Below are 20,679 nucleotides of genomic sequence, written 5' to 3'. Positions count from 1 at the left end.
TATGGTCCTTATTTTTAATTTTATTTATTCCGAATGTATTCAAATGTATATTTTTAAACACGTTTGAATACATTAGAACGCCTCCTGAGATACCTATCTGCAATAAAGATAAATAATTATCTTAAATTTCAATTTAGTTTTAAATGATGTTTTATATTTTTTTCCAAGGTATTCCTCTTTCTTCAAAAAATTTAATGTATCTTCTCTTGTCATCTCCTCTCAAACCCTTCCAATCAAAGGCAATGTAATCAAACTTCTGCTTGTTGATCATCTGTTCAAGGACTCTATTGGATATTGACGCATATTTTGGAACTATATAACCAACATAACAATTATTTAAAGCCAAATTTGTAAATCTTGGTGCGTAATGTCCCCCACCGAATCCAATAATCCTATCCTCTACATCTTTGATGTTTTTAATTTGGTTAATTGTATCTATTACACCTTTTGCAATAATCTCTCCTGCCTCTTTTATAACCCATTCTTTCTCAGAACTTCCAATTTCCACAAATACTGCTGGAGCGTTTAAATCTGAAGGTCCATGATGAACAACTTCAAAAGAAACATCAAAAATGTCTATCTTTTCTTTATACTGGTTGTTGTGTTTGAATATATTTCTTAGTAATAGGGTATTTAAAATAGGATCGCATGGGCAGATTTCCTCTTTATTTCCACCAAAACTGTTATCTTCTGTTAAATTTCCTGGCGTATGAACTGTTAATGTTGGCTTTCCACTTTCACTTCTGTGCTTCGATAAAAAAATATATGCATCTGCCTTTGGTAAATCCTTCTGTGTAATTTGAATCAACTCCTCATCAACCTCAAAAACATCAAATCCATAATCTTCAATGCAATCTTTTATATTTTGGCTTGCTAAATCTTTTTTTGAAGATATCAACAAATACTCCAAAAATAACCCCTCCTTTTAATTAAAATTAATATTTTTCATATAAGTCCAATAATATCAAAGTAATTCTTCTGTCTAACAAATATTATTGGGATGTTTAAGTCAATAAGTTTGTTTTTTAATTCTTTATCATTTGTGCATACAACTATGTTTTTATTTTCCTTTGCAAAGTTTATAATTATCTCATCCGTGTAGTGACCTTTGTTGTAATCAACGATATCATATTTTTTAATCATCTCTAATGCCAAAGATACTGATAGTTTTTCTTTACCTTTTAATTCCTTTTGGAGTTTTTGTAATTCATCATAAACACATTTTAGTACAACTATCTTATACTTTGCGTTTAATGCTCTTTCTAATTCATAGTCGAAATTTATCTTATGCTTAAATGCATATATTAAAAAATTTGTGTCTGGAACCACCAAATACATAAAACAACACCCAACCGATTTAGGTTCAGTAAAATTTTACAAAAGGGTTTTTTGTTATTTGGGTTTTATTTATGGGAAACGAAAATATAAAATAGAACTTTATTTATATAGTCGTTTGTGAATTCTATATTGTTTATTTGGGTATAATAAATATTTCTAAAAGAACATAACTTATATGGTTAAAATTTTCAATAGAGCACAATTTACCTTTTAATTTTATGAAGGTACGTGCTCATATAACGCAAGTCCATTTGCAATAAAATGATTAGGAAGGTGGAAGATTATGGTTTCAAAAGAAGATGTAATAAATGCATTAAAAAGAGTTGCCGATCCTCACATGGGGATTAGTATTGTTGATATGGGATTGATAAGTGATGTTGAAGTTGATGATGAGGGGAATGTTAGTTTTACATTAACCCCAACAAATCCTGCATGTATGAGTGTTTTAGGGATGGCAATGCATGCAAAGGAAGTAGTTAAAGGTATTGAAGGCGTAAAGAGTGTAAAGGTTGAAGTTAAAGGACACATGATGGAAAAAGATCTAAATGAGATACTGAGCAAAGAATAATTTTTTATCCATTTTTTTCATTTTGTTAATTTTTTAAAAATTTATAATTTAAGGTGGAATGATGTTTCAAAAACCAAGAGGAACAAGGGACTTTACACCAGAAGAGATGAGGAAGAGGAGAATCATTGAGAACAAAATGAGGAAGGTTATAGAGAGTTACAACTATAAAGAAATTTTAACCCCAACTTTTGAATCCTTTGATTTAATTGCAAAGAAAACAGGAGAAGAGATTAGGAAGCAACTTTTTGTATTTAAAGACCATGGAAACAGGGAAATGGCATTAAGACCAGAACTCACCTCCCCAGTAGCGAGATTTTATATAAATGAGTTGAAGATGTTGCCAAAACCTCTTAAAATTTATTATTTTGCAAACTGTTTTAGATATGAGAGACCACAGGCAGGAAGATATAGGGAATTTTGGCAGATGGGATGTGAGTTGATTGGGAGTAAAAGTCCATTGGCAGATGCAGAAGTATTAAACCTTGCAATTGAGGGACTTAAAAGCATAAATATGGATTTTGAAGTTCATATTGGGCATTTAGGAGTTTTAAGGGGAGTGTTTGATGAAATGGGATTGGACGTTGAAACACAAAACAAAATAAGGCATTTGATTGATAAGGAAGATATAGATGGTCTTGAGAAGTTTTTAAATGAAGAGATTGGTGAAGAGAAGAAGGACGTCATCTTTAAAGTTTTGGAGTATAGGGGAGGAAGAGAAATATTGGAAAAAGTTAAAGAAGACTTAAAAGATTATCCAAAGGCAATTGAAGCAGTGGAGAATCTCGAGGAGATATTGGATTTTGTAAGGCATGATTATGTTATAAACTTGGGAATTGCGAGAGGCCTTGATTACTACACTGGAATGGTATTTGAGATTTATGGAAGAAGAGAGGGGGCAAGGCAGGTTTGCGGTGGAGGAAGATATGACAATTTAATAGAAACATTTGGAGGAGAGGCAACACCAGCGGTTGGATTTGCCTATGGTTTTGATAGGATTATGCTTAACATAGAAGACTTTGAGGTTGAAGAAGAGGCAATATTAATAACTCCAGTGAAGAAGGATAAGGAATTAATAAAGGTGTGCTTAGATATAGCGGATACATTAAGAAAAAACAACAAAATCGTTGAAGTTGAATTGATGGGGAGAAGGTTAAATAAGGCATTAGATTATGCAAACACAAAAGGTATTAAAAAGGTTATTATTGTTGGTAGTAAGGAGTTGAATGAAGGAAAAGTTACTTTAAAAGATATGGTTAGTGGAGAGCAAAAATTAGTCGATATCAATAAAATAAGCGGGTATCTATAAGATTTAATTTTATTTTTTTGAAAAATGTTTATAAAACTACAGTGTGATTACAATATTCCTTCTTTATTAGTTCCTTACTACACTCTTTAGCCACTTTAAAATGATAGTCCATATTTGTATCTCAAATATTCTATGCAGTTTGATACTATCGCCATAAATCTAACAAATCCAATATTGCTCTTTTCAGACGTTAGATAGTTTCCTTCGATTTCTAAAATCGATTTGTCTCTTCGATGTTTTTCTTCTATCTTCGGTCTCTTCATATACTCGCTTATAATATCCTCTGCCTTCTTTTTATAGCTTGTAGATACTAAATACTTGGGTTTTCGCTTACGAAGTAAGCGAGCAACGAAATGCGAAGCATTTCGTCTAATCTCTGATTTTCCATAAACACTGCAACGATTTTAACTTTACCAACATCGGAGATATTCACGATTTTAGCAGATAATCTAAACTCTATTCCATTAACAGTCCTTAATTTAAGCTTATCTTCGCTAAAATCCTTCCTAAACAATTCTTCTACCTTAACCTTCTTACCGAAATACTCGACTATAATGTTTTTCCTAAGTTTACCAATATATTCCATCCCTAATTCTTTAGATTTCTTCATAATTTTCTTTGTCGTTACAAAAGTGTCTCCTACGACCGTCCCGATATCTATGTGAAATAGAAATCTAATAATTTCGATAAATATATCTGTTGATTTTTTGCTAAGTGGTTTTATTGTAGTATAAATCGAAATAATTTTTATTATTATGATTCTAACCTGTGCGAACTTGGATAATCCCTCTGAACAGTTAAATCTTAAACTATTTATAGAATTAGTGAGTATATTATTAAGTGCTGTTAGCATGGAGGTTTCACCGTTTTTTAATAAGTTATTTAAGTGCTATCTATTTCTATTTTTTGGTTTTAATTTTAATAGTGTTAAATCACACTATCAGTTATAAAAAATAAAAGAGAATAATTTATTCTATTTTTACTAATGGCTTTATTTCTTCAGGGATGTTTCCAAATCCAATTACTGGGTTGATAACTGGCTGTCCATTGTTTTCAAATACTTCTGGATGCTCTAAGATAAGTTTAACAAACTCAATTGCTTCTTTTTTGTTAGGTGCATTTTTTGGGATGGTTAAACCATAGACAATTGGTTTTGCAACCAGAGTTTTATTTTTGCTAAGTAGTTCCAACCTAACTTTTTTGTAGGTATCTGCATACTCATAGTAACCAAGGTTTATCTCTTTTGGGAGTTCAACGTATTTTAAGTTGTGCTGGTTTGCGACACTTTTGTATATGAAGAGATAATCGTAGGCACCTGCTTCTAAAGGAGCCAATAAATCTGTTTCTTTACTTCTTAAGACAATTTTGTTTGTATTTACATTTATATCCTTAGGAACTAATATTGTGTAGGTGTCATTTTCCTTCTCAACTTTAATGTTTGAGTTCTTTAAGACCAAATTATCATATATTTCTGGATTTTTATAGTAAATCTCTGCCAACTGCATGACCATCTGACTCCTATAACCACATGGGTCATCGTTAGGATTTGAGAAACCAAATTTAACCCCAGGTTTATTCAATATTTCATACCAATTTTCTGAATTTATTTCGTCATTATATTTGCTTTTGTCTGTGTATGCTAAAACAAGTTCATTCCTTGCTATCATTATATACCAATCTGCATAATTTGGCATCATCATTTGTGGAATCAATGAGTAATCTGCTGATGCTAAGATATCTGCTTTTTTACCCAAGTCTGTAATTTTTCTGACACACATTACACTTCCTGCGGGTTCTCTCTGCACGTCGATATTTGGATGTTCCTTCTCAAACATCTTCTCATATTCAGAAAATGGCACGGATAAACTTCCAGCATGGAATATTTTTAAGACTTTGTTTTCTACTTTACTTGTTTGTGGGGTGGTTGATTGAGTAGGTTTTTCACTGGCATTAGATGTCTGATTTACACAACCACATAATGCAATACCTATCATTCCAATCAATCCTATCAAGAGCCATTTTGATTTAATCAAAATACCACCTCCATGCTACACTGTTAAATTAAATTGAATACTATATTTAAATTTTATGTTAATGTAAATTGATTAACTCAAAAATTAACCTACTGCTAATAATAGACGACCATAGTAGATATATTTTACATGTTAAGTTGTATGAAGAAGCGACATCAGACGTTGTAATTTCTACTTTAAAAAGTATGGGAAACCTAAAAAGATATTAACCGATAATGGAACTCAATTCGTTCCTGCGAGAGGAGGGGTATCTAAATTCCAGAAGTTTCTACTGGAAAATCGGATTTTGCATATAAGAACCTCTGTTAGACATCCCAAACAATAGGAAAAGTTAAAAGGATAAATAGAAAGGTGGAGTATCGATTATATATGTTCAATAGTTTAGAAGAGTTCGTAGATTGGTATAATCGAGTAAAACCACATCGTTCTCTTAATTTTAAGACGCCTTATGAAGTTTATTATGGTGTAGAGTGTGATAAGGAGGTGATTAGCGTATGAAAAATTATGGCGAAATAATTTCAAGATACAACAGTTAATTAAAAAATTTAATAGATGATATTAAAGAATCTAATTACAATTTTTCTAAAACACTAACTCCGCCTCCAACTTTTGTTAAATAAACCCTTCCCCAAACATCTTCAAATAACTCCTTAACTTCCAAAATATATTCCTTTTTTGGAATTGCAATTATAGCAGGTCCTGCACCACTGATGGTTATACCATAAACCTTATCTTTAACTTTTTCCTTAACTTCTTCATATTTCGGGATTAATTTTGCTCTACGAGGTTCAACAACCTTATCCATCATCATATACTTCCCAAACAATTCAATATCATTTTTGAATAAACTATAAACCATGCCGCATGCCTTACCAACGTTATTTATCATCTCTCCCATCTCAATTTTTTTAGGTAAGATTTCCCTCGCTTCTTTTGTGCTTATTTGGATGTCTGGCAAGGCAATTAAAACTTCCATTTCAACAGGAACATGTAATATTTCCAATGGGTTGTAGTTTGTTACCATTGTGAATCCACCAAATATTGCTGGAGCAACGTTATCAGCATGTGGAGAACCAGCAGCAACACCCTCTCCCAATGCAGCATATTCAACCAACTTTAATTTTGAGGGTTTTAAATTAAATAATTCACTTATAGCAACGGCAACACCAGCAGAAGATGCTGAACTACTTCCTAAACCACTACCTGGTTTTATTCCCTTTGTTATGTGAATTTTTATACCTTCTTTTATGTTAAAATCTTTCATCATTGCCTTTGCTACAACACCAGCGGTATTTTTATCAGGTTCTGTTGGAATTTCTCCACTTTTTTCCCCATCAACCTCAATTTTTATGCCATCCTCGATTTTCTCAACGCTAATTATATCATAAGGCTCTTCCAAACACAAACCAAATACATCAAATCCAGGCCCTAAGTTAGCGGATGTTGCTGGGGAACGGACGGTTACTTTCCTCATTTTATCACCATATAATTTTTTATTCATTTCTTATACATCAAACTATAAAAAACAATTTTATAAATTGTTCTTAACTTTAAAACGTAAACTTTATATAGTATCATATATTCAATTTGTTCAGAAAATTTTGAACATTTTGAACTTAACCTTAAGGTGAGAAAATGCCAACAATCATTGAAGATTCAAAATAAGAAGAAAATGGAATAATGGTGTAATTATGGAGGAGGTAAAAAAGGCAGTTATAGAGTTATTCTCAGAAATTGCTAAGATTCATGGTTTAAGTAAATCTGTTGGAGAGGTTTATGCAATCCTTTATTTATCCGATGAGCCGTTATGCATAGCAGATATAATGGAACAATTGGGAATTAGCAAAGGAAATGTAAGTATGGCATTAAATAAACTTGAAAAATTGGGTTTTGTAAAGAAGGTGTGGATTAAAGGGGAGAGAAAAAATTACTATGAAGCAATGGATGGATTTTCATTATATAAGGACATAGTAAACAAGAAACATACAATGATAACCAATACCTACGAGAAATTAAAAGAAATGGAACAGGAATCTGAAGGAGAAGAAAAAGAATTCATAAAAAGGAAATTAAAAGGTATTGAAAAGATGAAGAAAGTTTCAGAGAAGGTTTTGGAACTTCTCAACAGATTAGAATGTTAGTTTCAAAAATGTCTTGCCAGGGCATAGATATGGTGGTATAAATGCTTGAAGAGATACTAAAAAAGATAGCAAACTTTTCAGAAGAAAAGCCCTTTCTAATGATTTTAATTATACTCATCATTACGATCTTTGCTGGATTATCTGCAACAAATATAAAATCTCAAACAGCATTTGAGAAGATGCTTCCTCAAGATAACCCAATAATTAAAACGCTATACGAGGTTAGGGACAACTTTGGAGGAACGGACATCATAACCATCTGTATAAAACTAAAGCCGTCTGATAGTTCTGATAAAGTTGTTGATATAAGAGATCCAAGGGTTTTAAAGGCGATAAAGTATCTTGAAGATGATTTAAAAGGAATTGATGGGATAACTGGAGTTAGTTCCCCTGTTGATGTTATAATAACTGCAAACGGAGGAGTTGTGCCCAATGACATTGATACTGTAAAGAGAATTTACAACTCTCTTTCAGATGAGCAAAAGGCGAAGATGTTTAATGATGACTTCTCAATGGTTGTTGTTAATGCCTATACTGATGCAGGTGGGGATCAGAAGAAGTTGATGAGAGTTTTGGATGATGTAAATGAGAGAATTGATGAAACACCATTCCCTCCTGGAGTTGAGGTTATTTGCACAGGAACTCCACCAATGAGGAAGTTGATGGATGAGTTAATGAAAGAAAGCCAATCTTTCACAACAATGGTAGGTTTAATTGGTGTTTTGGTGGTATTGTTCTTATACTTCAAAAAGCCAATATCTTCAGTAATGCCTTTAATGCCTGTCTTAATAGCAGTTATTTGGACTGGAGGAGCAATGGGGCTCTTAGGAGTTCCCTTGGACATGGCAACAGCAGGAATGGGTTCATTATTACTTGGTATGGGAATTGATTATGGAATCCACTTAATGCATAGATATGAAGAGGAAAGAAAAAAGAAAAGACCGGTAAAAGAGGCAATAGAAACAGCAGTTGTCCAAACAGGAACTGCAGTCATGGCTACAACAGCAACAACAGTTGTTGGTTTCCTTGCTTTAGTTTTAGCCCCGCTACCAATGATGGCAAACCTTGGAAAGGTTTGTGCTTTGGGGATCTTTTTCTGTATGGTTGCAGTTCTGACTTTATTGCCAGCAATGATAATCATTGAAGAGAGGTATGTTATGCCACTAATTAAGAAAATAAAAGGCAAAGAATCACATTAAAAACCTAATTTAGACAACTGCAGGAAGGAGTGATATTAAGAAAATAAAAGGTGGTAATGATGCTGATTAAAATAGAAAAGATATTAAGATTTAAAAAATTGTTTGTAATTCCATTGGTATTCTCCATACTACTTAGTGTAAATGCCCTTCAAATAGATAGCCCTCAATATCAGCCATTAAAAATACATCCAGGGGATGATGTTGATGTTTGGTTTAAAATAACAAACGATAACTACGATAATGAAATTAGGGACATAACTGTTAAAATAACTCCTCATTACCCATTTGAGTTAAGACAGGTTAATCCAGAGATAGGAAAAGCAACAATTTCCCATTTAAACACAGGAGAGAGTGATACCGTTTACTTTAAACTCCACGTTGATGAGAACGCCCCTTCAAGGGATTATAGAATCGATGTTACGGTTAGTTATGATGAGGTTAAGGATGATAATGGAGAGAAAACCATTACCCATCATGAATTTACCAAGGTGTATTATTTGCCAGTTTATGGGATTGCAAACTTTGAGATAGGTGCAAATAATTTAACTTTAACCCCTGCAAAAACTCAAACAATCCCAATAACCATAATAAATAAAGGAACAGGAACTGCAAAGGAAGTATCTTTAAATCTTGGAAACAACAACTTCATCTCACCAGTGGATAAAACAAAGTTCTACTTGGGAGGATTGGAACCAAATGAAAAAAGAACTTTGTATATAAAACTTCATACATCAGATAATGCCTTAGAGAACTCTTACATAATCCCCTCAACAATAACATGGATAGATGAAGATGGAACCCAGAGAACAGAAAATATAAACCTTGGATTTGTTGTGAGAGGAGATATTTTACTTGGCATAAGTAACGTTGTGACAGAACCGAAGGAAATAAAGCCTGGTGATACATACTGCAAGATAGATGTGACGGTAACAAACAACGGTCATGGTGAGGCAAAAGATGTCGGACTTAATTTAATTGCCAAATATCCATTTAAAGACAGTTGGAGCAGTTGCAATATAAAGAACATTGGAACCTTGCATGGTGGGGAGTCAAAAACAGTAACCTTCTACATAGATGTTGATAAATATGCAAAATCTGGGCATTATGAAGTGCCAATAAATATAACCTATTTGGATATATTCAACAAAGAACACTCTACAACAAAGACAATAACCATATACATAAAGCCAAAGCCAATATTTGAAATACTCACAAAAGAGGTTAAAGTAGAGGCAGGGAAAGAAAATAAGGTTTATATAACCGTTAAAAACATTGGTAATGAAAAGGCAGAAAATGTCAAGATTTCTGCAATAAGAAACTCTGGGCAGCCATTTGACTATCCGCAGAAAAGTGATACGATAGGGACTTTATATCCTGGAGAAAATGGAACTGGAGTTATTGTTATTGATGTAGATAATGATGCAAATCCAAAAGAATACATAATAACACTTGAAATTAGGTGTGCAGGAGATAGGGATGAGGGAGATGACAACGTTTACATTTCCCAAAAGCCTTTAAAAGTGGTTGTCGAGAATTCCACTGGAGGAAACTTTGGAACTTATGTTGGGTTAATAGCAATTGTAATTGCTTTAATGGCAATAGGGTACTATCATTTGAAAAAGAAACAGCAATAACTTATCATTATCATTTTTTCCAAATTTTTATTTATTTTTTTATTTTTAATATTTTTAGGTGATGTTATGGGGTTAGAAAGGAGTATGTTTGTTATTTGGATTACTGCCTTTACAACTATGCTTGGTGTTGGTTTTATCGCCCCTATTATGGCGATATATGCCCAAACTTTAGGGGCGACAAATTTTGAGATTGGTTTAATATTTGGTTCATTTGCACTTGCAAGAACAATAGCTCAAATTCCTGTTGGGGTTTTGTCTGATGTATATGGGAAGAAATTTTTTATTGTGAGTGGAACGCTTTTTTATGGGGTTTTTACATTAATGTATAATTTTGTTGATACGGTTTTGGGTCTTTTAATTGTTAGAATTTTCACAGGAATTTTTTCCTCTTTTGTAACACCAGTAGCAGGTTCTTATGTGGCATCTATAGCCCCAAGGGCAAGATTGGGAGAGTATATGGGATTCTTTAATTCTGCAATTACATTGGGTTTTGGAATAGGGCCGTTTATAGGTGGAACTCTTGCTGATATTTATGGGATTAAAACACCATTCTATTTTTGTGGATTTTTGGGAATTTTGGCGGCAATTATAAGTTATACGAAGTTGGAAGATATTGCTTTTAATAGAGACATAAAAAATATTAAAAAAAACAAAATTAAGTTATTTTCATTTGAATTCTTAAAAAATAGAAATTTTTTATCTTCTTTTGTTATCAACATATCTAATGTAATGGTAAATGCGGGAATAATTGCTTATTTAGCATTATATGCAACCAGTTATGATATTTCTATAGGTAGTGTTGGTTTTATGATTGCAATAACCAATCTTTTAATGGCATTTCTACAAAGGAGTTTTGGAAGACTCTACGATAGATTTGGGAATGTAATGATAATATTTGGAATTTTTATAATATCATTTGGAATATATATGTTATCAATGTCATCCTCAATTCTAAGTATATTAACCTCATTAACAATTGTGGCAATTGGAAGTTCAATATCAACCACATCCACAACATCCCTTGCAATTAAAGACATTCCAACACATAGAAAAGGAGAAGCCATGGGGCTTTTTACAACGAGTATGAATATAGGGATGTTCATAGGTTCAATATTCTTTGGATTTTTATCTGATATTTTAGGAATATCAAACATGTTCAAAGTTTCAGCCATATTTTCAATTATAATAGGTGTTATAAGTTATTTGAGAATAAAAAATAATTAAAAATAATTAACAATTGGATGTCTCTTCGTCAATCCACTTCAAAAATTCCTCTGAGCCATTAATTATTGGTATTGCAATAATGCAGGGGTTTGTGTAACTGTGGAGTTTTTTAACCTCTTCAATAATCTTTTTTACCAATTTTTCCTTTGTTTTCAATATTATTGCTACTTCACCATCATTTTCAATTCTTCCCTTCCACCAATACATGGATTCTATTGGGAAGATGTTTGCACATGCTACTAATCTATTCTCTAAAAGATGAGATACTATATTTTTTGCCTCTTCGCGATTGCTTGCGGTGATATAAACTAAAGCATACATTTTTAACACCTTTTGCATGATTAATTTTTTAAGTGTGATAAATCATGTATGCTATATTTTTCAATTAATTTTAATAATTCCTTTTTAAATTTATCATTCCTGAATAGTTCTTCAAGAATTTCTTTTCTTTTTTTCTGATTATCGATTTTTTCTTTTAAGTTTTCCCTTACGTAACTTTGGATGATTAAATCTTCCTCATGAGATAACAAATAGTTTTCAACCAACTTTCTTATCTCCCTTGCTATTAGAGGGCTTTTTCCTTTTGTATATACTGCAAATAAAACACCACCAACCTCAGTGCATGCGGGAATAATCAAATTTGCCTCATCCTCAAATGTGGCGGAGTTTACAAACTTTCCCAGTCTCTTTGCAATTTTTACGATCCTATCATTGTTTTTTTTGTCAATTGCAGCAACTATTATATCGTATTTTTTGATGATTTTTTCCAAATCCTCATCAGATATTTCATTTACATCACATTTTATAAAATTAATTTTTTTTTCGAATCCTCCAGTATCAAATGTTTTTGAATAGATATCCACATCTGCATCTGCTTTCAATAACTTCTTTGCCCTCCTCTTCCCAACTTCTCCAAATCCAAAAATGGCAACTTTAAAACCTTCCAAATTAACAAATATGGGTATCATGATTTCCCTTTGGCATTTTTTGTATATATAAATATTAAACTCAAATATATGGATATACTTTAATAAAAAGAAAAGCAAAATTTTTAAAGAAATAGCAAATTTATCCATATAAATGTAGAGGTTCTTTTCTATCTCCAAATATTCTTTTTAATGAAGAATCTAAGTCCTCCTTACCAATAAAGTTTTTATCTTCCAATATTGCTTTATGTAATGCAGGTTTTAAGAATTTTTCCTTTATATCCCTACCACTCATACCTTTGGTTTTTTCAACATACTTTCTTAAATCTACTTTAATTGGTATTGGCATCTTCTTTGCATAGAGTTCCATAATTTTTAATCTTTCCTTATCATTTGGTAATTTGAATTCAATCTCTTCCTCAAACCTGCTTCTAATTGCAGAGTCAAGCATATTTGGGTTGTTTGTTGCAGCAATAGTTACAACCCCTTCATTGTCCTTAATTCCATCGAGTTCAGTTAATAGAGCATTAACTACCTCAGAGACATCCCCTCTTAATGATTGATATTGCCTACTCAATGCTATAGCATCAAGTTCATCAATAAACACAATACATGGGGCATTTTCTGATGCCTCCTCATAGAGTTCTCTAATCTGCTTTGAACCATCACCAACATGCTCCCCTATTAACTCTGGTGCTTTTATTAGGAAGAGGGGAACATCAGTTTCTGTTGCTAAAGTCCTTGCTAATAACGTCTTCCCTGTTCCTGGAGGGCCGTAGAAGAGGATGTTCTTTGGAGCCCAGTCTCCAAATAACTCTGGGTTTTCAAGATATTTCATAATAATTTTACATTTTCTCTTTGCCTCTTCCTGACCGACAATATCACTAAATCTCGCTTTTTTAAAGTCCTTCTTAACAACCTTTGGGGTCTCTAATTTGAATAGGGTATCTTTTGTTACAATTCCTCCCTCTCTTGGGTATGTTGAAACAACTTTAAATGCGTAATCAGGGATGATTGTGTTATCGAATAAATAATCTCCTTCTTTAACAATCTCGCCAGCCCACTGGTCCCTCGCATAAAAATTGAATAATTTTGGGTCATCAGTAGTGACTCTAACGTTCTCGCTACTTACTTTTATAGGAAATCCCACAGGCTCTAATACAACATATTTGAGAGCCATAGTTTCATCAGGTAATGGGAGTGATTTTGATAATAATGGTTTGATTCTAATGGTGTTTACATTGATGTTGCTCATTGGCACACCCCTAAATAGTTATTATAATTTAAATACATTAATCTGGTATTAGTGTACTGATATTTAAAGGTATCTCAGAATGCTATAATAACCAAACCATAAAGCATTTGAGGATAAACCTGCCCTTCTCATACAAAAAAACCATCGAACGATTAACTATCACCTATTTCCAGTTCTAATGATTTAGGTGTAAGATTACCCCTAATTAATTCAATGAACTTAAAATTTTATGGGATTGCAAATATCCTTATTAAAACTTTCCAATTAAATAATTTAAGTAAATCTTTAATACCAATTAAGACATATCTGACTATTTATCCACTTCAGAAATTGGAGGGGGATTTTGGAACATTAAGTTTAAAATTAGAGATTGTATTAAATAATTAATTGCTGAAAAAATTAATCTGTATAAGTTACTGAAACAGGTGTAGATTATGGATCCGTTTTCCGGTCTGTTTTGGCTATTTTTCATATTCATGCTAATATATCCACAAATGATGTTTAAGTTTAGATTGTTGCAGAGATACAAATGTATAAAGGAATTGGAAGCAGAGAGAAAAACAAGGGTTATTGTTTTAATTCACAGGCAGGAGCAACTGGCTTTATTTGGAATTCCGATATATAGATTTATAAGTATTGAGGACTCGGAGGAGGTTTTGAGGGCAATAAGGATGACACCAGACAATATGCCAATAGACATTATCCTCCACACACCAGGAGGTTTGGTTTTAGCAGCAGAACAGATAGCAATGGCTTTAAAGGAACATAAAGCAAAAACCACGGCAATAATTCCGCACTATGCAATGAGTGGGGGAAGTTTGATAGCACTTGCAGCAGATGAGATAATAATGGACAAAAATGCAGTTATGGGTCCAGTGGATCCTCAAATTGGTCAATATCCAGCAGCATCTATATTAAAAACCTTAGAAATGAAACATGTTGATGAGTTGGATGACGAAACCCTAATTTTAGCGGATATTTCTAAAAAAGCAATCAACCAAGTTGAGGAATTTGTGTTTGAGTTATTAAGAGATAAGGTGGATGAAGAAAAGGCAAAGGAACTGGCAAAAACGTTATCACATGGTGTTTGGACACATGACTATCCATTGACTGTTAAAAAATTGAAGGAATTGGGAATAGAAGTTAACACCAACGTTCCAAAGAAGGTCTATGAGTTGTTTGACTTATATCAACAACCAATAAATCAGAGACCTTCAGTTCAATACATTCCAGTTCCATATCATCCAAAGCGTTAGGGGAAAATATGGGTAGAGCAAATGAAATAAAAAGGGTCAAATTAGGAGATAAAGAATATAAAATAATATTGGCAGATAATTTTTTAAAACGGGCGTTTGGTTTAATGATGAGGGATATTGGGGATGATGAAGGTATGCTTTTCCTATACAACAACAGAAAACTCCACATACACACGTTTTTTATGAGATATCCGATAGATGTAATATTTTTCAAAGATGGTGAAGTTGTTGAGGTAGTAAAGAACCTAAAGCCATGGAAAACTTACAAATGTAAAAATTATTCAAATGCAATGTTGGAAATAAAAAGTGGAAATATCGATATTGAAGGATTACTTGGAAAAAAAGTAAAATTGGACTGATTATTTTTCGCAAATGATGTGATCAACAAAAACAGGTGTATTTTTTCCTTTAATCTTCATTTCTCCATTTTCTATAACAACAACATCTCCCTCTTCAACATCCCCCCTAATTTCAATATCATTGAATATATTTGGATTTGGGCAAATTTTGTCTATTGCAATGTATTTGTCATATAAAACAAGTTTTCCATTTTTTACTACTCCAACTTCTCCATTCTTTACAATCTTGTTCACAATGGTCATGACTTTACTAAAATCAATCATCTTTTTTCTCAATGTTTCTCTATATTCAAATAACTCATCTAAATCCTTCTTTACCACCTCTTCCAAATTTTTACACTCTTTTGTTGTATATACAACGATGTATTCCTTACTTACTGATGGGGTATCATACTTTTTGAAGATATTTTCAATAATGTCTTTAATCTCCTCCAAACTCATCATAGTTAATCTATGTCCAATCTTTTTAAATTCATCCTCAGCAATTTTTTTTACATATTTATTTCCAAAAACCACAACTCCAGAACCTGTTTTTATTAATTTGTTTTTTATTTCATCATTGAATACATCAACAATCATGCACTTTCCTTTGGTTAGGTAAACCCTTCTCCTCTTTGAATCGATTCCTATGGTTTTTACTTCTCCAACTAAAACATCGTTTCCTATTTTCCTAACCTTCTTCTTACCATCTTCAATATGCAACTTAATACCAAGTTCTTCTGCCTTTTTTAATAATTCTTCATCATTTTTAATTTCTCCATTGTATAATAACTTTTCAAGCATTTTTCTTTTTTCTACATCGCCTCTGAACATAATACGTCTTTTATCTCCGCCCAATACGGCTCCATTTTTCCCATAGTACCCTATTATTACACTCATGCTATCACCACTTAGTATTATATTATATGCAAGGATTTATATATCAGTTAATAATATATATTATCAATTATTAATAATGAAGAATTGTAAAAACTACAAAGGGGTAACAATATGGTGGACATGGATAGAATAAGTATATCCCTTCCAACGAAATTACTCAGTGAATTTGATGAGATTATTGCAGAAAGGGGTTATGCAAGCAGGAGTGAAGCAATAAGGGATGCTATAAGGGATTATATAATAAAGCATAAGTGGATACATAGTTTAGAAGGGGAAAGGGCTGGAACGATTAATGTTATTTACGACCACCACATGTCAGATGTTACAGAAAAATTAACAGAGATTCAGCACGACTATGCAGATATTATTGTGGCAACCCTTCATGTGCATTTAGACCACGACCATTGCATGGAGGTTATATTGGTTAGAGGAGATGCAAAGGAAATAAAAGAATTAACTGATAAACTAACTGCTCAAAAAGGTGTTAAACAGGTTAAATTAACTGTTATGGTACCGGGGGGTAAAGTACCACAATAATCAATATATAACATCAAATCCAATTCTTTTAATTTTTTTCTTCCTCTTTTCAATTAATTTTTCCATGTTATTTAAATCACCGATAAAGTTGATGGTATGCTTTGTTTTTTCATAGAACTTTGGTTCTTCTATATTACATTTGTTAATGTATCTTGAAAAACTCTTATTTAAAAATAAACTGTATCCGTCTTCAACTAACTCAATTGCATGGAGTGGGTTTTTTACAACTGTTGTTATTTTAAAAGGAATTCCTTCATTTTTTAGAATCTTCCATACAATCCTTTGGGCAGAGTATCTAATCCCAACCAAATTTTTGAAGTCAAACTCATCCTTATAAACCATAACAAAGTAATCATAAGCAATGGGGTAAACATCCCCGTCTTTCTCCATCCCCAACCCGCCTTCGCTTCTTAAAAATCTACCATCCATAACCCTAAAACTCCAATATGGGTCATCAACACCAATAATTTTTGTCAATCCCATATTGTATAACTTCAAAACATTATCAAATGAAGAAACAATAACATCATCAAATAAAAGTTTCCCTATCTCACCACTAACAAACCCACAGGCAATAAATTCATTATCTTTTAGTCGGTTTTGTATTGAGTTAAAATGGTCTATAATTTTTATACCCTCCTCTGTTAACATTGTCCCAGAGGGGGATGAATAAATTAATTTAGTGTTTAACTTGTTCTCAAGCCTCTTTATCTGTATGTTTATTGATGATGGCGGGATTTTCAATATCCTTGCTGCTTTATTTTGGGATTTTGTTTTTAAAATTGCCTTTAAAATATTTATTTGATTGGAAGTTATGGTTTTCCCTTTATAATTTATATTTATTGTTGGTTTGAAATCCTCCAACATAAGAATACCCCTAAGAAAATTTTAAAAATCTTAAAAGAATATAATCAATCCATTATAAAAATTTTGGTGAATTCTATGGATAAAAAACCGAATGTTATAGATTTATTTTGCGGATGCGGAGGATTTTCTATAGGGTTTAAAAAGTATTTTAATATATTGGCAGGAATTGAGAACTTCAAACCCTCTGCAAAAACATACATGCACAATATAAATGCAAAGATCTGGGTAGATGATATTAAGAGAATTCCGCCAATGGCGTTTGATGAATTTATAAATAAAGAGAGGGTCGATGTAATTATCGGTTCTCCACCATGTGAACCATTCACAAAGGCAAATATAAAAATTAAAGATAATCCATTGGATAGACTATATAAGGATAAAATAGGGCAACTCGTCCTTTATTATATAAACTATGTTGATTACTTTACAAAAAAGAACGATGATTTAATTTTTGTTATGGAGAATGTTCCACAAATAAAAGAAATTAAAGATGAATTAAAAAAATTGTTTGGAGATATTGGGCATAAGGTTTATTTCAACATATTAAGAGCAGAGGATTATGGAAATCCATCAAAAAGAGCAAGGATGTTTATATCCAACATAAAATTAAAACCAAAAAAACAAGAGAAGAAAGTTGTCGTTGATGCTATTGGTGGTATAGATGAAAACACACCAAATCATGAGATACAAAAACTATCTCCAAAAAAATTGGCATTAATTTCAAAACTAAAATGGGGGGAAAGTTTATATAAATTCGAGGGGAAAAATAAAGTCATGGAAAACTGGTTCCGCCTTCACCCCTACAAATTAGCACCAACAGTTAAGGGGAAGGGGAGGTTTGTTCATCCCTACGAAGATAGGCTATTAACTGTTAGAGAACATGCAAGGTTAATGGGGTTTGACGATGATTTTGTATTCTTTGGTGGGAGAAATACGCAGTATAACATGATCGGTGAAAGCGTTCCTCCCACATTATCAGAGGCTATTGCAGAGGTTGTTAAAAATATTATTATAAAGTAATTAAAAATTTAATAAAGGTAGAAACAATGTGTGGGATAATTGGATATATTGGGAATAAAAAGGCATCAGAAGTTTTATTAAGAGGGCTTTTAAGGTTAGAATATAGGGGCTACGATAGTTGTGGAATTGGTGTTGTGGATAATAATGAATTAATCATTAAAAAGAATGTTGGTAAAGTTGAGGAAGTTGCCAAAAAAGAGAGATTCTTGGATGTTTGTGGTTGTGTCTCAATAGGGCACTCAAGATGGGCAACACATGGAAACGTAAGTACACAAAATGCTCATCCACATACAGATTGCAAAGGGGAAATTGCAGTTGTTCATAATGGTATTATAAGCAACTATAAAGAATTAAAAGAGGAATTAATTAAAAAAGGACACAAATTTAAATCAGAAACTGATACAGAAGTAGTTCCGCATTTAATTGAAGAGGAATTAAAAAAATATAAAAATCCTTCAGAAGATGATTACATAAATGCAGTTAAAAATGCCATAAAAAAACTAAATGGAACCTATGCATTGGCAATAATTAACAAAAACTTCCCGAATGTATTAATTGGAGCAAGGAATGAAAGCCCTCTCATGGTTGGTGTTGGGAAGGATGGATACTTCTTAGGGAGTGATATTTCCGCTTTTTTGGAATTTACAAACAAGGCGATACCATTAGAAGATGGGGATTTTGTGGTTATTAAAAAGGATGATGAATTTTTATTAATAATTGAAAACAATGGCAAAAAAATAGACAGGGATGTTATGGAGATAGAGTGGAGTATAGAAAGTGCTGAGAAGGGAGGTTATCCTCACTTCATGCTAAAAGAGATTATGGAAGAACCAGAAATATTAAAAGTTTCTGCAAAAATTTCAGGAGAAGAGATAGAAAAACTTGCAAAATTAATGACTGAATGCGATAGGGTTTATATCGTTGCAATGGGGACATCTCTACATGCAGCAATGGTATCTGAATATTGGTTTGCTGAGTTGGGGAAGGTTGTTATTCCAATAGATGCATCAGAGTTTTTGATTAAGGGGGTTGTTGATGAAAAAACCTTGGTTATTGCAATAACTCAGAGTGGAGAAACTTATGATACAATAAAAGCAATAAGGTATGCAAAGAGTAAAAATGCAAAGACAGCAACGATTGTAAATGTTTTGGGAAGCACTGCAACAAGAGAGGCAGATATAACAATTATGATGGGGGCAGGGATAGAGATAGCAGTATGTGCAACAAAAACATACGTGGCACAGTTGATGGTTTTATACAGGTTGTTTATTGAATATGGGGAAGTTATTGGCAAAGATATGAGTAAATATAAAGAGGAGATTAAAAACATCCCCAACTACATAAAAGAAGTTTTAAATGAGAGAAAAAATATAAAAAAGATTGCAGAGAACTTAAAGGTTCATAATTATTTATTCATCTCTAAGGGGATAAATCTACCAAATGCCTTAGAAGGGGCATTGAAATTTAAAGAAATTACATACTTACATGCAGAAGGAATGAGTAGCGGATTCTTAAAGCATGGAACTATTTCATTGATTGATGAAAATATGGATACAATTGCATTAGTTCCGCCATCAAACTCCAAACTTTTAAATTCAGTTTTATCCAATATAGAGGAAATTAAAGCAAGGAATGGAAAGGTTGTTGCAATCTCTCCAATAGATGTTGATGTTGATGAAATTATAAAAGTCCCGGATGTTATGGAGGAGGTTAGTCCATTTGTTTATGCCCCAGCATGCCAATTACTTGCTTATTATAAGGCAGTTGAGTTAAAGAGAGATGTTGATAAGCCAAGAGGATTGGCTAAGAGTGTTACTGTTGAATAAATTAAACAACAATTACTTCATCAGCAAGTTCCTTTGCCTTTTTTAAATAAATATCTGATTCCATATATGGAAATAAATCTACAAAGCATATATCTCCTTTAACATCCAAATCCAAAAAATTAGCATAGGACTTTCGCAAGCATATTCGAATATAATGATATAGCATTTATGATAAGATATTTCTACCACAACATTTTACTATTTTTCGAATAAAAATTGTTTATGGTGAGAATATTCTCAAAAAAGCGAATGCAATTGTTTATATGCTCTTTCTTCTATTGTCAGAGTTTAATTCGTGTATTAGAACTATC

At 32.4% G+C, this 20,679-nt stretch carries 22 protein-coding genes and 1 pseudogene; 12 read left to right on the top strand and 11 right to left on the bottom strand.

Features of this window, described 5'->3' with window-relative positions:
• Positions 1 to 151: 151 nt before the first annotated feature.
• Positions 152 to 910 (bottom strand): D-aminoacyl-tRNA deacylase, encoded by a 759-nt coding sequence (locus METFODRAFT_RS02200; protein WP_007043898.1) that lies wholly within the window; start codon positions 908 to 910, stop codon positions 152 to 154.
• Between the two features lie 35 nt (positions 911 to 945).
• Entirely contained in the window at positions 946 to 1,338 is a 393-nt protein-coding gene (locus METFODRAFT_RS02195; RefSeq protein ID WP_007043897.1) for a PIN domain-containing protein, read from the bottom strand.
• Between the two features lie 283 nt (positions 1,339 to 1,621).
• On the opposite strand from METFODRAFT_RS02195, the gene METFODRAFT_RS02190 reads away from it, so the two are divergent.
• Complete coding sequence (locus tag METFODRAFT_RS02190) at positions 1,622 to 1,906, top strand: metal-sulfur cluster assembly factor (protein ID WP_007043896.1); 285 nt, start codon at positions 1,622 to 1,624, stop codon at positions 1,904 to 1,906.
• A gap of 61 nt (positions 1,907 to 1,967) precedes the next feature.
• On the top strand, positions 1,968 to 3,212 hold the full coding sequence (hisS, locus tag METFODRAFT_RS02185) for a histidine--tRNA ligase (RefSeq protein ID WP_007043895.1): 1,245 nt from the start codon (positions 1,968 to 1,970) through the stop codon (positions 3,210 to 3,212).
• 95 nt (positions 3,213 to 3,307) lie between these two features.
• On the opposite strand, the gene METFODRAFT_RS11290 is transcribed toward hisS, so the two are convergent.
• From METFODRAFT_RS11290 to wtpA, 3 genes are all read right to left on the bottom strand, one after another.
• Positions 3,308 to 3,490 (bottom strand): hypothetical protein, encoded by a 183-nt coding sequence (locus tag METFODRAFT_RS11290; protein ID WP_245528880.1) that lies wholly within the window; start codon positions 3,488 to 3,490, stop codon positions 3,308 to 3,310.
• A gap of 32 nt (positions 3,491 to 3,522) precedes the next feature.
• Complete coding sequence (locus METFODRAFT_RS11285) at positions 3,523 to 4,065, bottom strand: hypothetical protein (protein ID WP_007043893.1); 543 nt, start codon at positions 4,063 to 4,065, stop codon at positions 3,523 to 3,525.
• 115 nt (positions 4,066 to 4,180) lie between these two features.
• The gene (gene wtpA / locus METFODRAFT_RS02175) at positions 4,181 to 5,245 is read right to left on the bottom strand and encodes a tungstate ABC transporter substrate-binding protein WtpA (protein WP_007043892.1); all 1,065 of its coding nucleotides are present in this window, start codon (positions 5,243 to 5,245) and stop codon (positions 4,181 to 4,183) included.
• A gap of 80 nt (positions 5,246 to 5,325) precedes the next feature.
• On the opposite strand from wtpA, the pseudogene METFODRAFT_RS11920 reads away from it, so the two are divergent.
• A pseudogene (locus tag METFODRAFT_RS11920) lies at positions 5,326 to 5,743 on the top strand (DDE-type integrase/transposase/recombinase); the annotation flags it as partial.
• Between the two features lie 73 nt (positions 5,744 to 5,816).
• Here the strand turns inward: METFODRAFT_RS11920 and METFODRAFT_RS02165 are convergent.
• The gene (locus METFODRAFT_RS02165) at positions 5,817 to 6,719 is read right to left on the bottom strand and encodes a homoserine kinase (protein ID WP_048115354.1); all 903 of its coding nucleotides are present in this window, start codon (positions 6,717 to 6,719) and stop codon (positions 5,817 to 5,819) included.
• 217 nt (positions 6,720 to 6,936) lie between these two features.
• Between METFODRAFT_RS02165 and METFODRAFT_RS02160 the strand changes: the two genes are divergently transcribed.
• The 4 genes from METFODRAFT_RS02160 to METFODRAFT_RS02145 all read left to right on the top strand — a co-directional run bounded on the left by METFODRAFT_RS02160 (position 6,937) and on the right by METFODRAFT_RS02145 (position 11,443).
• Positions 6,937 to 7,386 carry a GbsR/MarR family transcriptional regulator gene (locus tag METFODRAFT_RS02160; RefSeq protein WP_007043890.1) on the top strand — a complete coding sequence of 150 codons (450 nt, stop codon included), beginning with the start codon at positions 6,937 to 6,939 and terminating at the stop codon, positions 7,384 to 7,386.
• A gap of 41 nt (positions 7,387 to 7,427) precedes the next feature.
• Positions 7,428 to 8,585: an MMPL family transporter gene (locus METFODRAFT_RS02155; protein WP_007043889.1), complete on the top strand. Its 1,158-nt coding sequence runs from the start codon at positions 7,428 to 7,430 to the stop codon at positions 8,583 to 8,585.
• A gap of 59 nt (positions 8,586 to 8,644) precedes the next feature.
• Entirely contained in the window at positions 8,645 to 10,219 is a 1,575-nt protein-coding gene (locus tag METFODRAFT_RS02150) for a COG1361 S-layer family protein (protein ID WP_007043888.1), read from the top strand.
• Positions 10,220 to 10,285: 66 nt separating this feature from the next.
• Positions 10,286 to 11,443: an MFS transporter gene (locus METFODRAFT_RS02145; RefSeq protein ID WP_007043887.1), complete on the top strand. Its 1,158-nt coding sequence runs from the start codon at positions 10,286 to 10,288 to the stop codon at positions 11,441 to 11,443.
• 6 nt (positions 11,444 to 11,449) lie between these two features.
• Here the strand turns inward: METFODRAFT_RS02145 and cutA are convergent, their stop codons facing one another.
• From cutA to METFODRAFT_RS02130, 3 genes are all read right to left on the bottom strand, one after another.
• Positions 11,450 to 11,764 carry a divalent-cation tolerance protein CutA gene (gene cutA, locus METFODRAFT_RS02140; protein WP_007043886.1) on the bottom strand — a complete coding sequence of 105 codons (315 nt, stop codon included), beginning with the start codon at positions 11,762 to 11,764 and terminating at the stop codon, positions 11,450 to 11,452.
• A gap of 20 nt (positions 11,765 to 11,784) precedes the next feature.
• Positions 11,785 to 12,411: a precorrin-2 dehydrogenase/sirohydrochlorin ferrochelatase family protein gene (locus METFODRAFT_RS02135; protein WP_007043885.1), complete on the bottom strand. Its 627-nt coding sequence runs from the start codon at positions 12,409 to 12,411 to the stop codon at positions 11,785 to 11,787.
• A gap of 100 nt (positions 12,412 to 12,511) precedes the next feature.
• Entirely contained in the window at positions 12,512 to 13,624 is a 1,113-nt protein-coding gene (locus METFODRAFT_RS02130) for an AAA family ATPase (protein WP_007043884.1), read from the bottom strand.
• A 434-nt stretch (positions 13,625 to 14,058) separates the two neighbouring features.
• On the opposite strand from METFODRAFT_RS02130, the gene METFODRAFT_RS02125 reads away from it, so the two are divergent.
• Together METFODRAFT_RS02125 and METFODRAFT_RS02120 are read left to right on the top strand one after the other, a co-directional pair.
• Positions 14,059 to 14,880, top strand: coding sequence for an SDH family Clp fold serine proteinase (locus tag METFODRAFT_RS02125; RefSeq protein ID WP_007043883.1), 822 nt, complete (start codon positions 14,059 to 14,061; stop codon positions 14,878 to 14,880).
• 8 nt (positions 14,881 to 14,888) lie between these two features.
• A complete protein-coding gene (locus METFODRAFT_RS02120; protein ID WP_007043882.1) occupies positions 14,889 to 15,239 on the top strand; it encodes a DUF192 domain-containing protein in 351 nt (116 codons plus the stop codon).
• On the opposite strand, the gene METFODRAFT_RS02115 is transcribed toward METFODRAFT_RS02120, so the two are convergent.
• Positions 15,240 to 16,118 (bottom strand): DUF2121 family protein, encoded by an 879-nt coding sequence (locus METFODRAFT_RS02115; RefSeq protein ID WP_007043881.1) that lies wholly within the window; start codon positions 16,116 to 16,118, stop codon positions 15,240 to 15,242.
• Between the two features lie 111 nt (positions 16,119 to 16,229).
• On the opposite strand from METFODRAFT_RS02115, the gene nikR reads away from it, so the two are divergent.
• Positions 16,230 to 16,655: a nickel-responsive transcriptional regulator NikR gene (gene nikR / locus METFODRAFT_RS02110; protein WP_007043880.1), complete on the top strand. Its 426-nt coding sequence runs from the start codon at positions 16,230 to 16,232 to the stop codon at positions 16,653 to 16,655.
• On the opposite strand, the gene METFODRAFT_RS02105 is transcribed toward nikR, so the two are convergent.
• Positions 16,656 to 17,522, bottom strand: coding sequence for a helix-turn-helix domain-containing protein (locus METFODRAFT_RS02105; RefSeq protein ID WP_007043879.1), 867 nt, complete (start codon positions 17,520 to 17,522; stop codon positions 16,656 to 16,658). It abuts the gene before it with no gap.
• Positions 17,523 to 17,597: 75 nt separating this feature from the next.
• On the opposite strand from METFODRAFT_RS02105, the gene METFODRAFT_RS02100 reads away from it, so the two are divergent.
• Positions 17,598 to 18,542 carry a DNA cytosine methyltransferase gene (locus METFODRAFT_RS02100; RefSeq protein ID WP_007043878.1) on the top strand — a complete coding sequence of 315 codons (945 nt, stop codon included), beginning with the start codon at positions 17,598 to 17,600 and terminating at the stop codon, positions 18,540 to 18,542.
• 26 nt (positions 18,543 to 18,568) lie between these two features.
• Positions 18,569 to 20,368: a glutamine--fructose-6-phosphate transaminase (isomerizing) gene (gene glmS / locus METFODRAFT_RS02095; RefSeq protein ID WP_007043877.1), complete on the top strand. Its 1,800-nt coding sequence runs from the start codon at positions 18,569 to 18,571 to the stop codon at positions 20,366 to 20,368.
• Positions 20,369 to 20,679: the final 311 nt, after the last annotated feature.

The organism is Methanotorris formicicus Mc-S-70, assembly GCF_000243455.1.
Lineage (GTDB): Archaea > AGJL01 > Methanococci > Methanococcales > Methanococcaceae > Methanotorris > Methanotorris formicicus.
The sequence above is the reverse complement of the archived record's forward strand: the minus strand, read 5'-3'. Positions and strand labels throughout refer to the sequence as shown.

Coding starts and splice junctions, on each gene's coding strand:
- METFODRAFT_RS02195 (WP_007043897.1), bottom strand. CDS start 1,338: ATGTATTTGGTGGTTCCAGACACAAATTTTTTAATATATGCATTTAAG.
- METFODRAFT_RS02190 (WP_007043896.1), top strand. CDS start 1,622: ATGGTTTCAAAAGAAGATGTAATAAATGCATTAAAAAGAGTTGCCGAT.
- hisS (WP_007043895.1), top strand. CDS start 1,968: ATGTTTCAAAAACCAAGAGGAACAAGGGACTTTACACCAGAAGAGATG.
- METFODRAFT_RS11285 (WP_007043893.1), bottom strand. CDS start 4,065: ATGCTAACAGCACTTAATAATATACTCACTAATTCTATAAATAGTTTA.
- METFODRAFT_RS02165 (WP_048115354.1), bottom strand. CDS start 6,719: ATGAGGAAAGTAACCGTCCGTTCCCCAGCAACATCCGCTAACTTAGGG.
- METFODRAFT_RS02160 (WP_007043890.1), top strand. CDS start 6,937: ATGGAGGAGGTAAAAAAGGCAGTTATAGAGTTATTCTCAGAAATTGCT.
- METFODRAFT_RS02155 (WP_007043889.1), top strand. CDS start 7,428: ATGCTTGAAGAGATACTAAAAAAGATAGCAAACTTTTCAGAAGAAAAG.
- METFODRAFT_RS02150 (WP_007043888.1), top strand. CDS start 8,645: ATGCTGATTAAAATAGAAAAGATATTAAGATTTAAAAAATTGTTTGTA.
- METFODRAFT_RS02145 (WP_007043887.1), top strand. CDS start 10,286: ATGGGGTTAGAAAGGAGTATGTTTGTTATTTGGATTACTGCCTTTACA.
- cutA (WP_007043886.1), bottom strand. CDS start 11,764: ATGTATGCTTTAGTTTATATCACCGCAAGCAATCGCGAAGAGGCAAAA.
- METFODRAFT_RS02135 (WP_007043885.1), bottom strand. CDS start 12,411: ATGATACCCATATTTGTTAATTTGGAAGGTTTTAAAGTTGCCATTTTT.
- METFODRAFT_RS02130 (WP_007043884.1), bottom strand. CDS start 13,624: ATGAGCAACATCAATGTAAACACCATTAGAATCAAACCATTATTATCA.
- METFODRAFT_RS02125 (WP_007043883.1), top strand. CDS start 14,059: ATGGATCCGTTTTCCGGTCTGTTTTGGCTATTTTTCATATTCATGCTA.
- METFODRAFT_RS02120 (WP_007043882.1), top strand. CDS start 14,889: ATGGGTAGAGCAAATGAAATAAAAAGGGTCAAATTAGGAGATAAAGAA.
- METFODRAFT_RS02115 (WP_007043881.1), bottom strand. CDS start 16,118: ATGAGTGTAATAATAGGGTACTATGGGAAAAATGGAGCCGTATTGGGC.
- nikR (WP_007043880.1), top strand. CDS start 16,230: ATGGTGGACATGGATAGAATAAGTATATCCCTTCCAACGAAATTACTC.
- METFODRAFT_RS02105 (WP_007043879.1), bottom strand. CDS start 17,522: ATGTTGGAGGATTTCAAACCAACAATAAATATAAATTATAAAGGGAAA.
- METFODRAFT_RS02100 (WP_007043878.1), top strand. CDS start 17,598: ATGGATAAAAAACCGAATGTTATAGATTTATTTTGCGGATGCGGAGGA.
- glmS (WP_007043877.1), top strand. CDS start 18,569: ATGTGTGGGATAATTGGATATATTGGGAATAAAAAGGCATCAGAAGTT.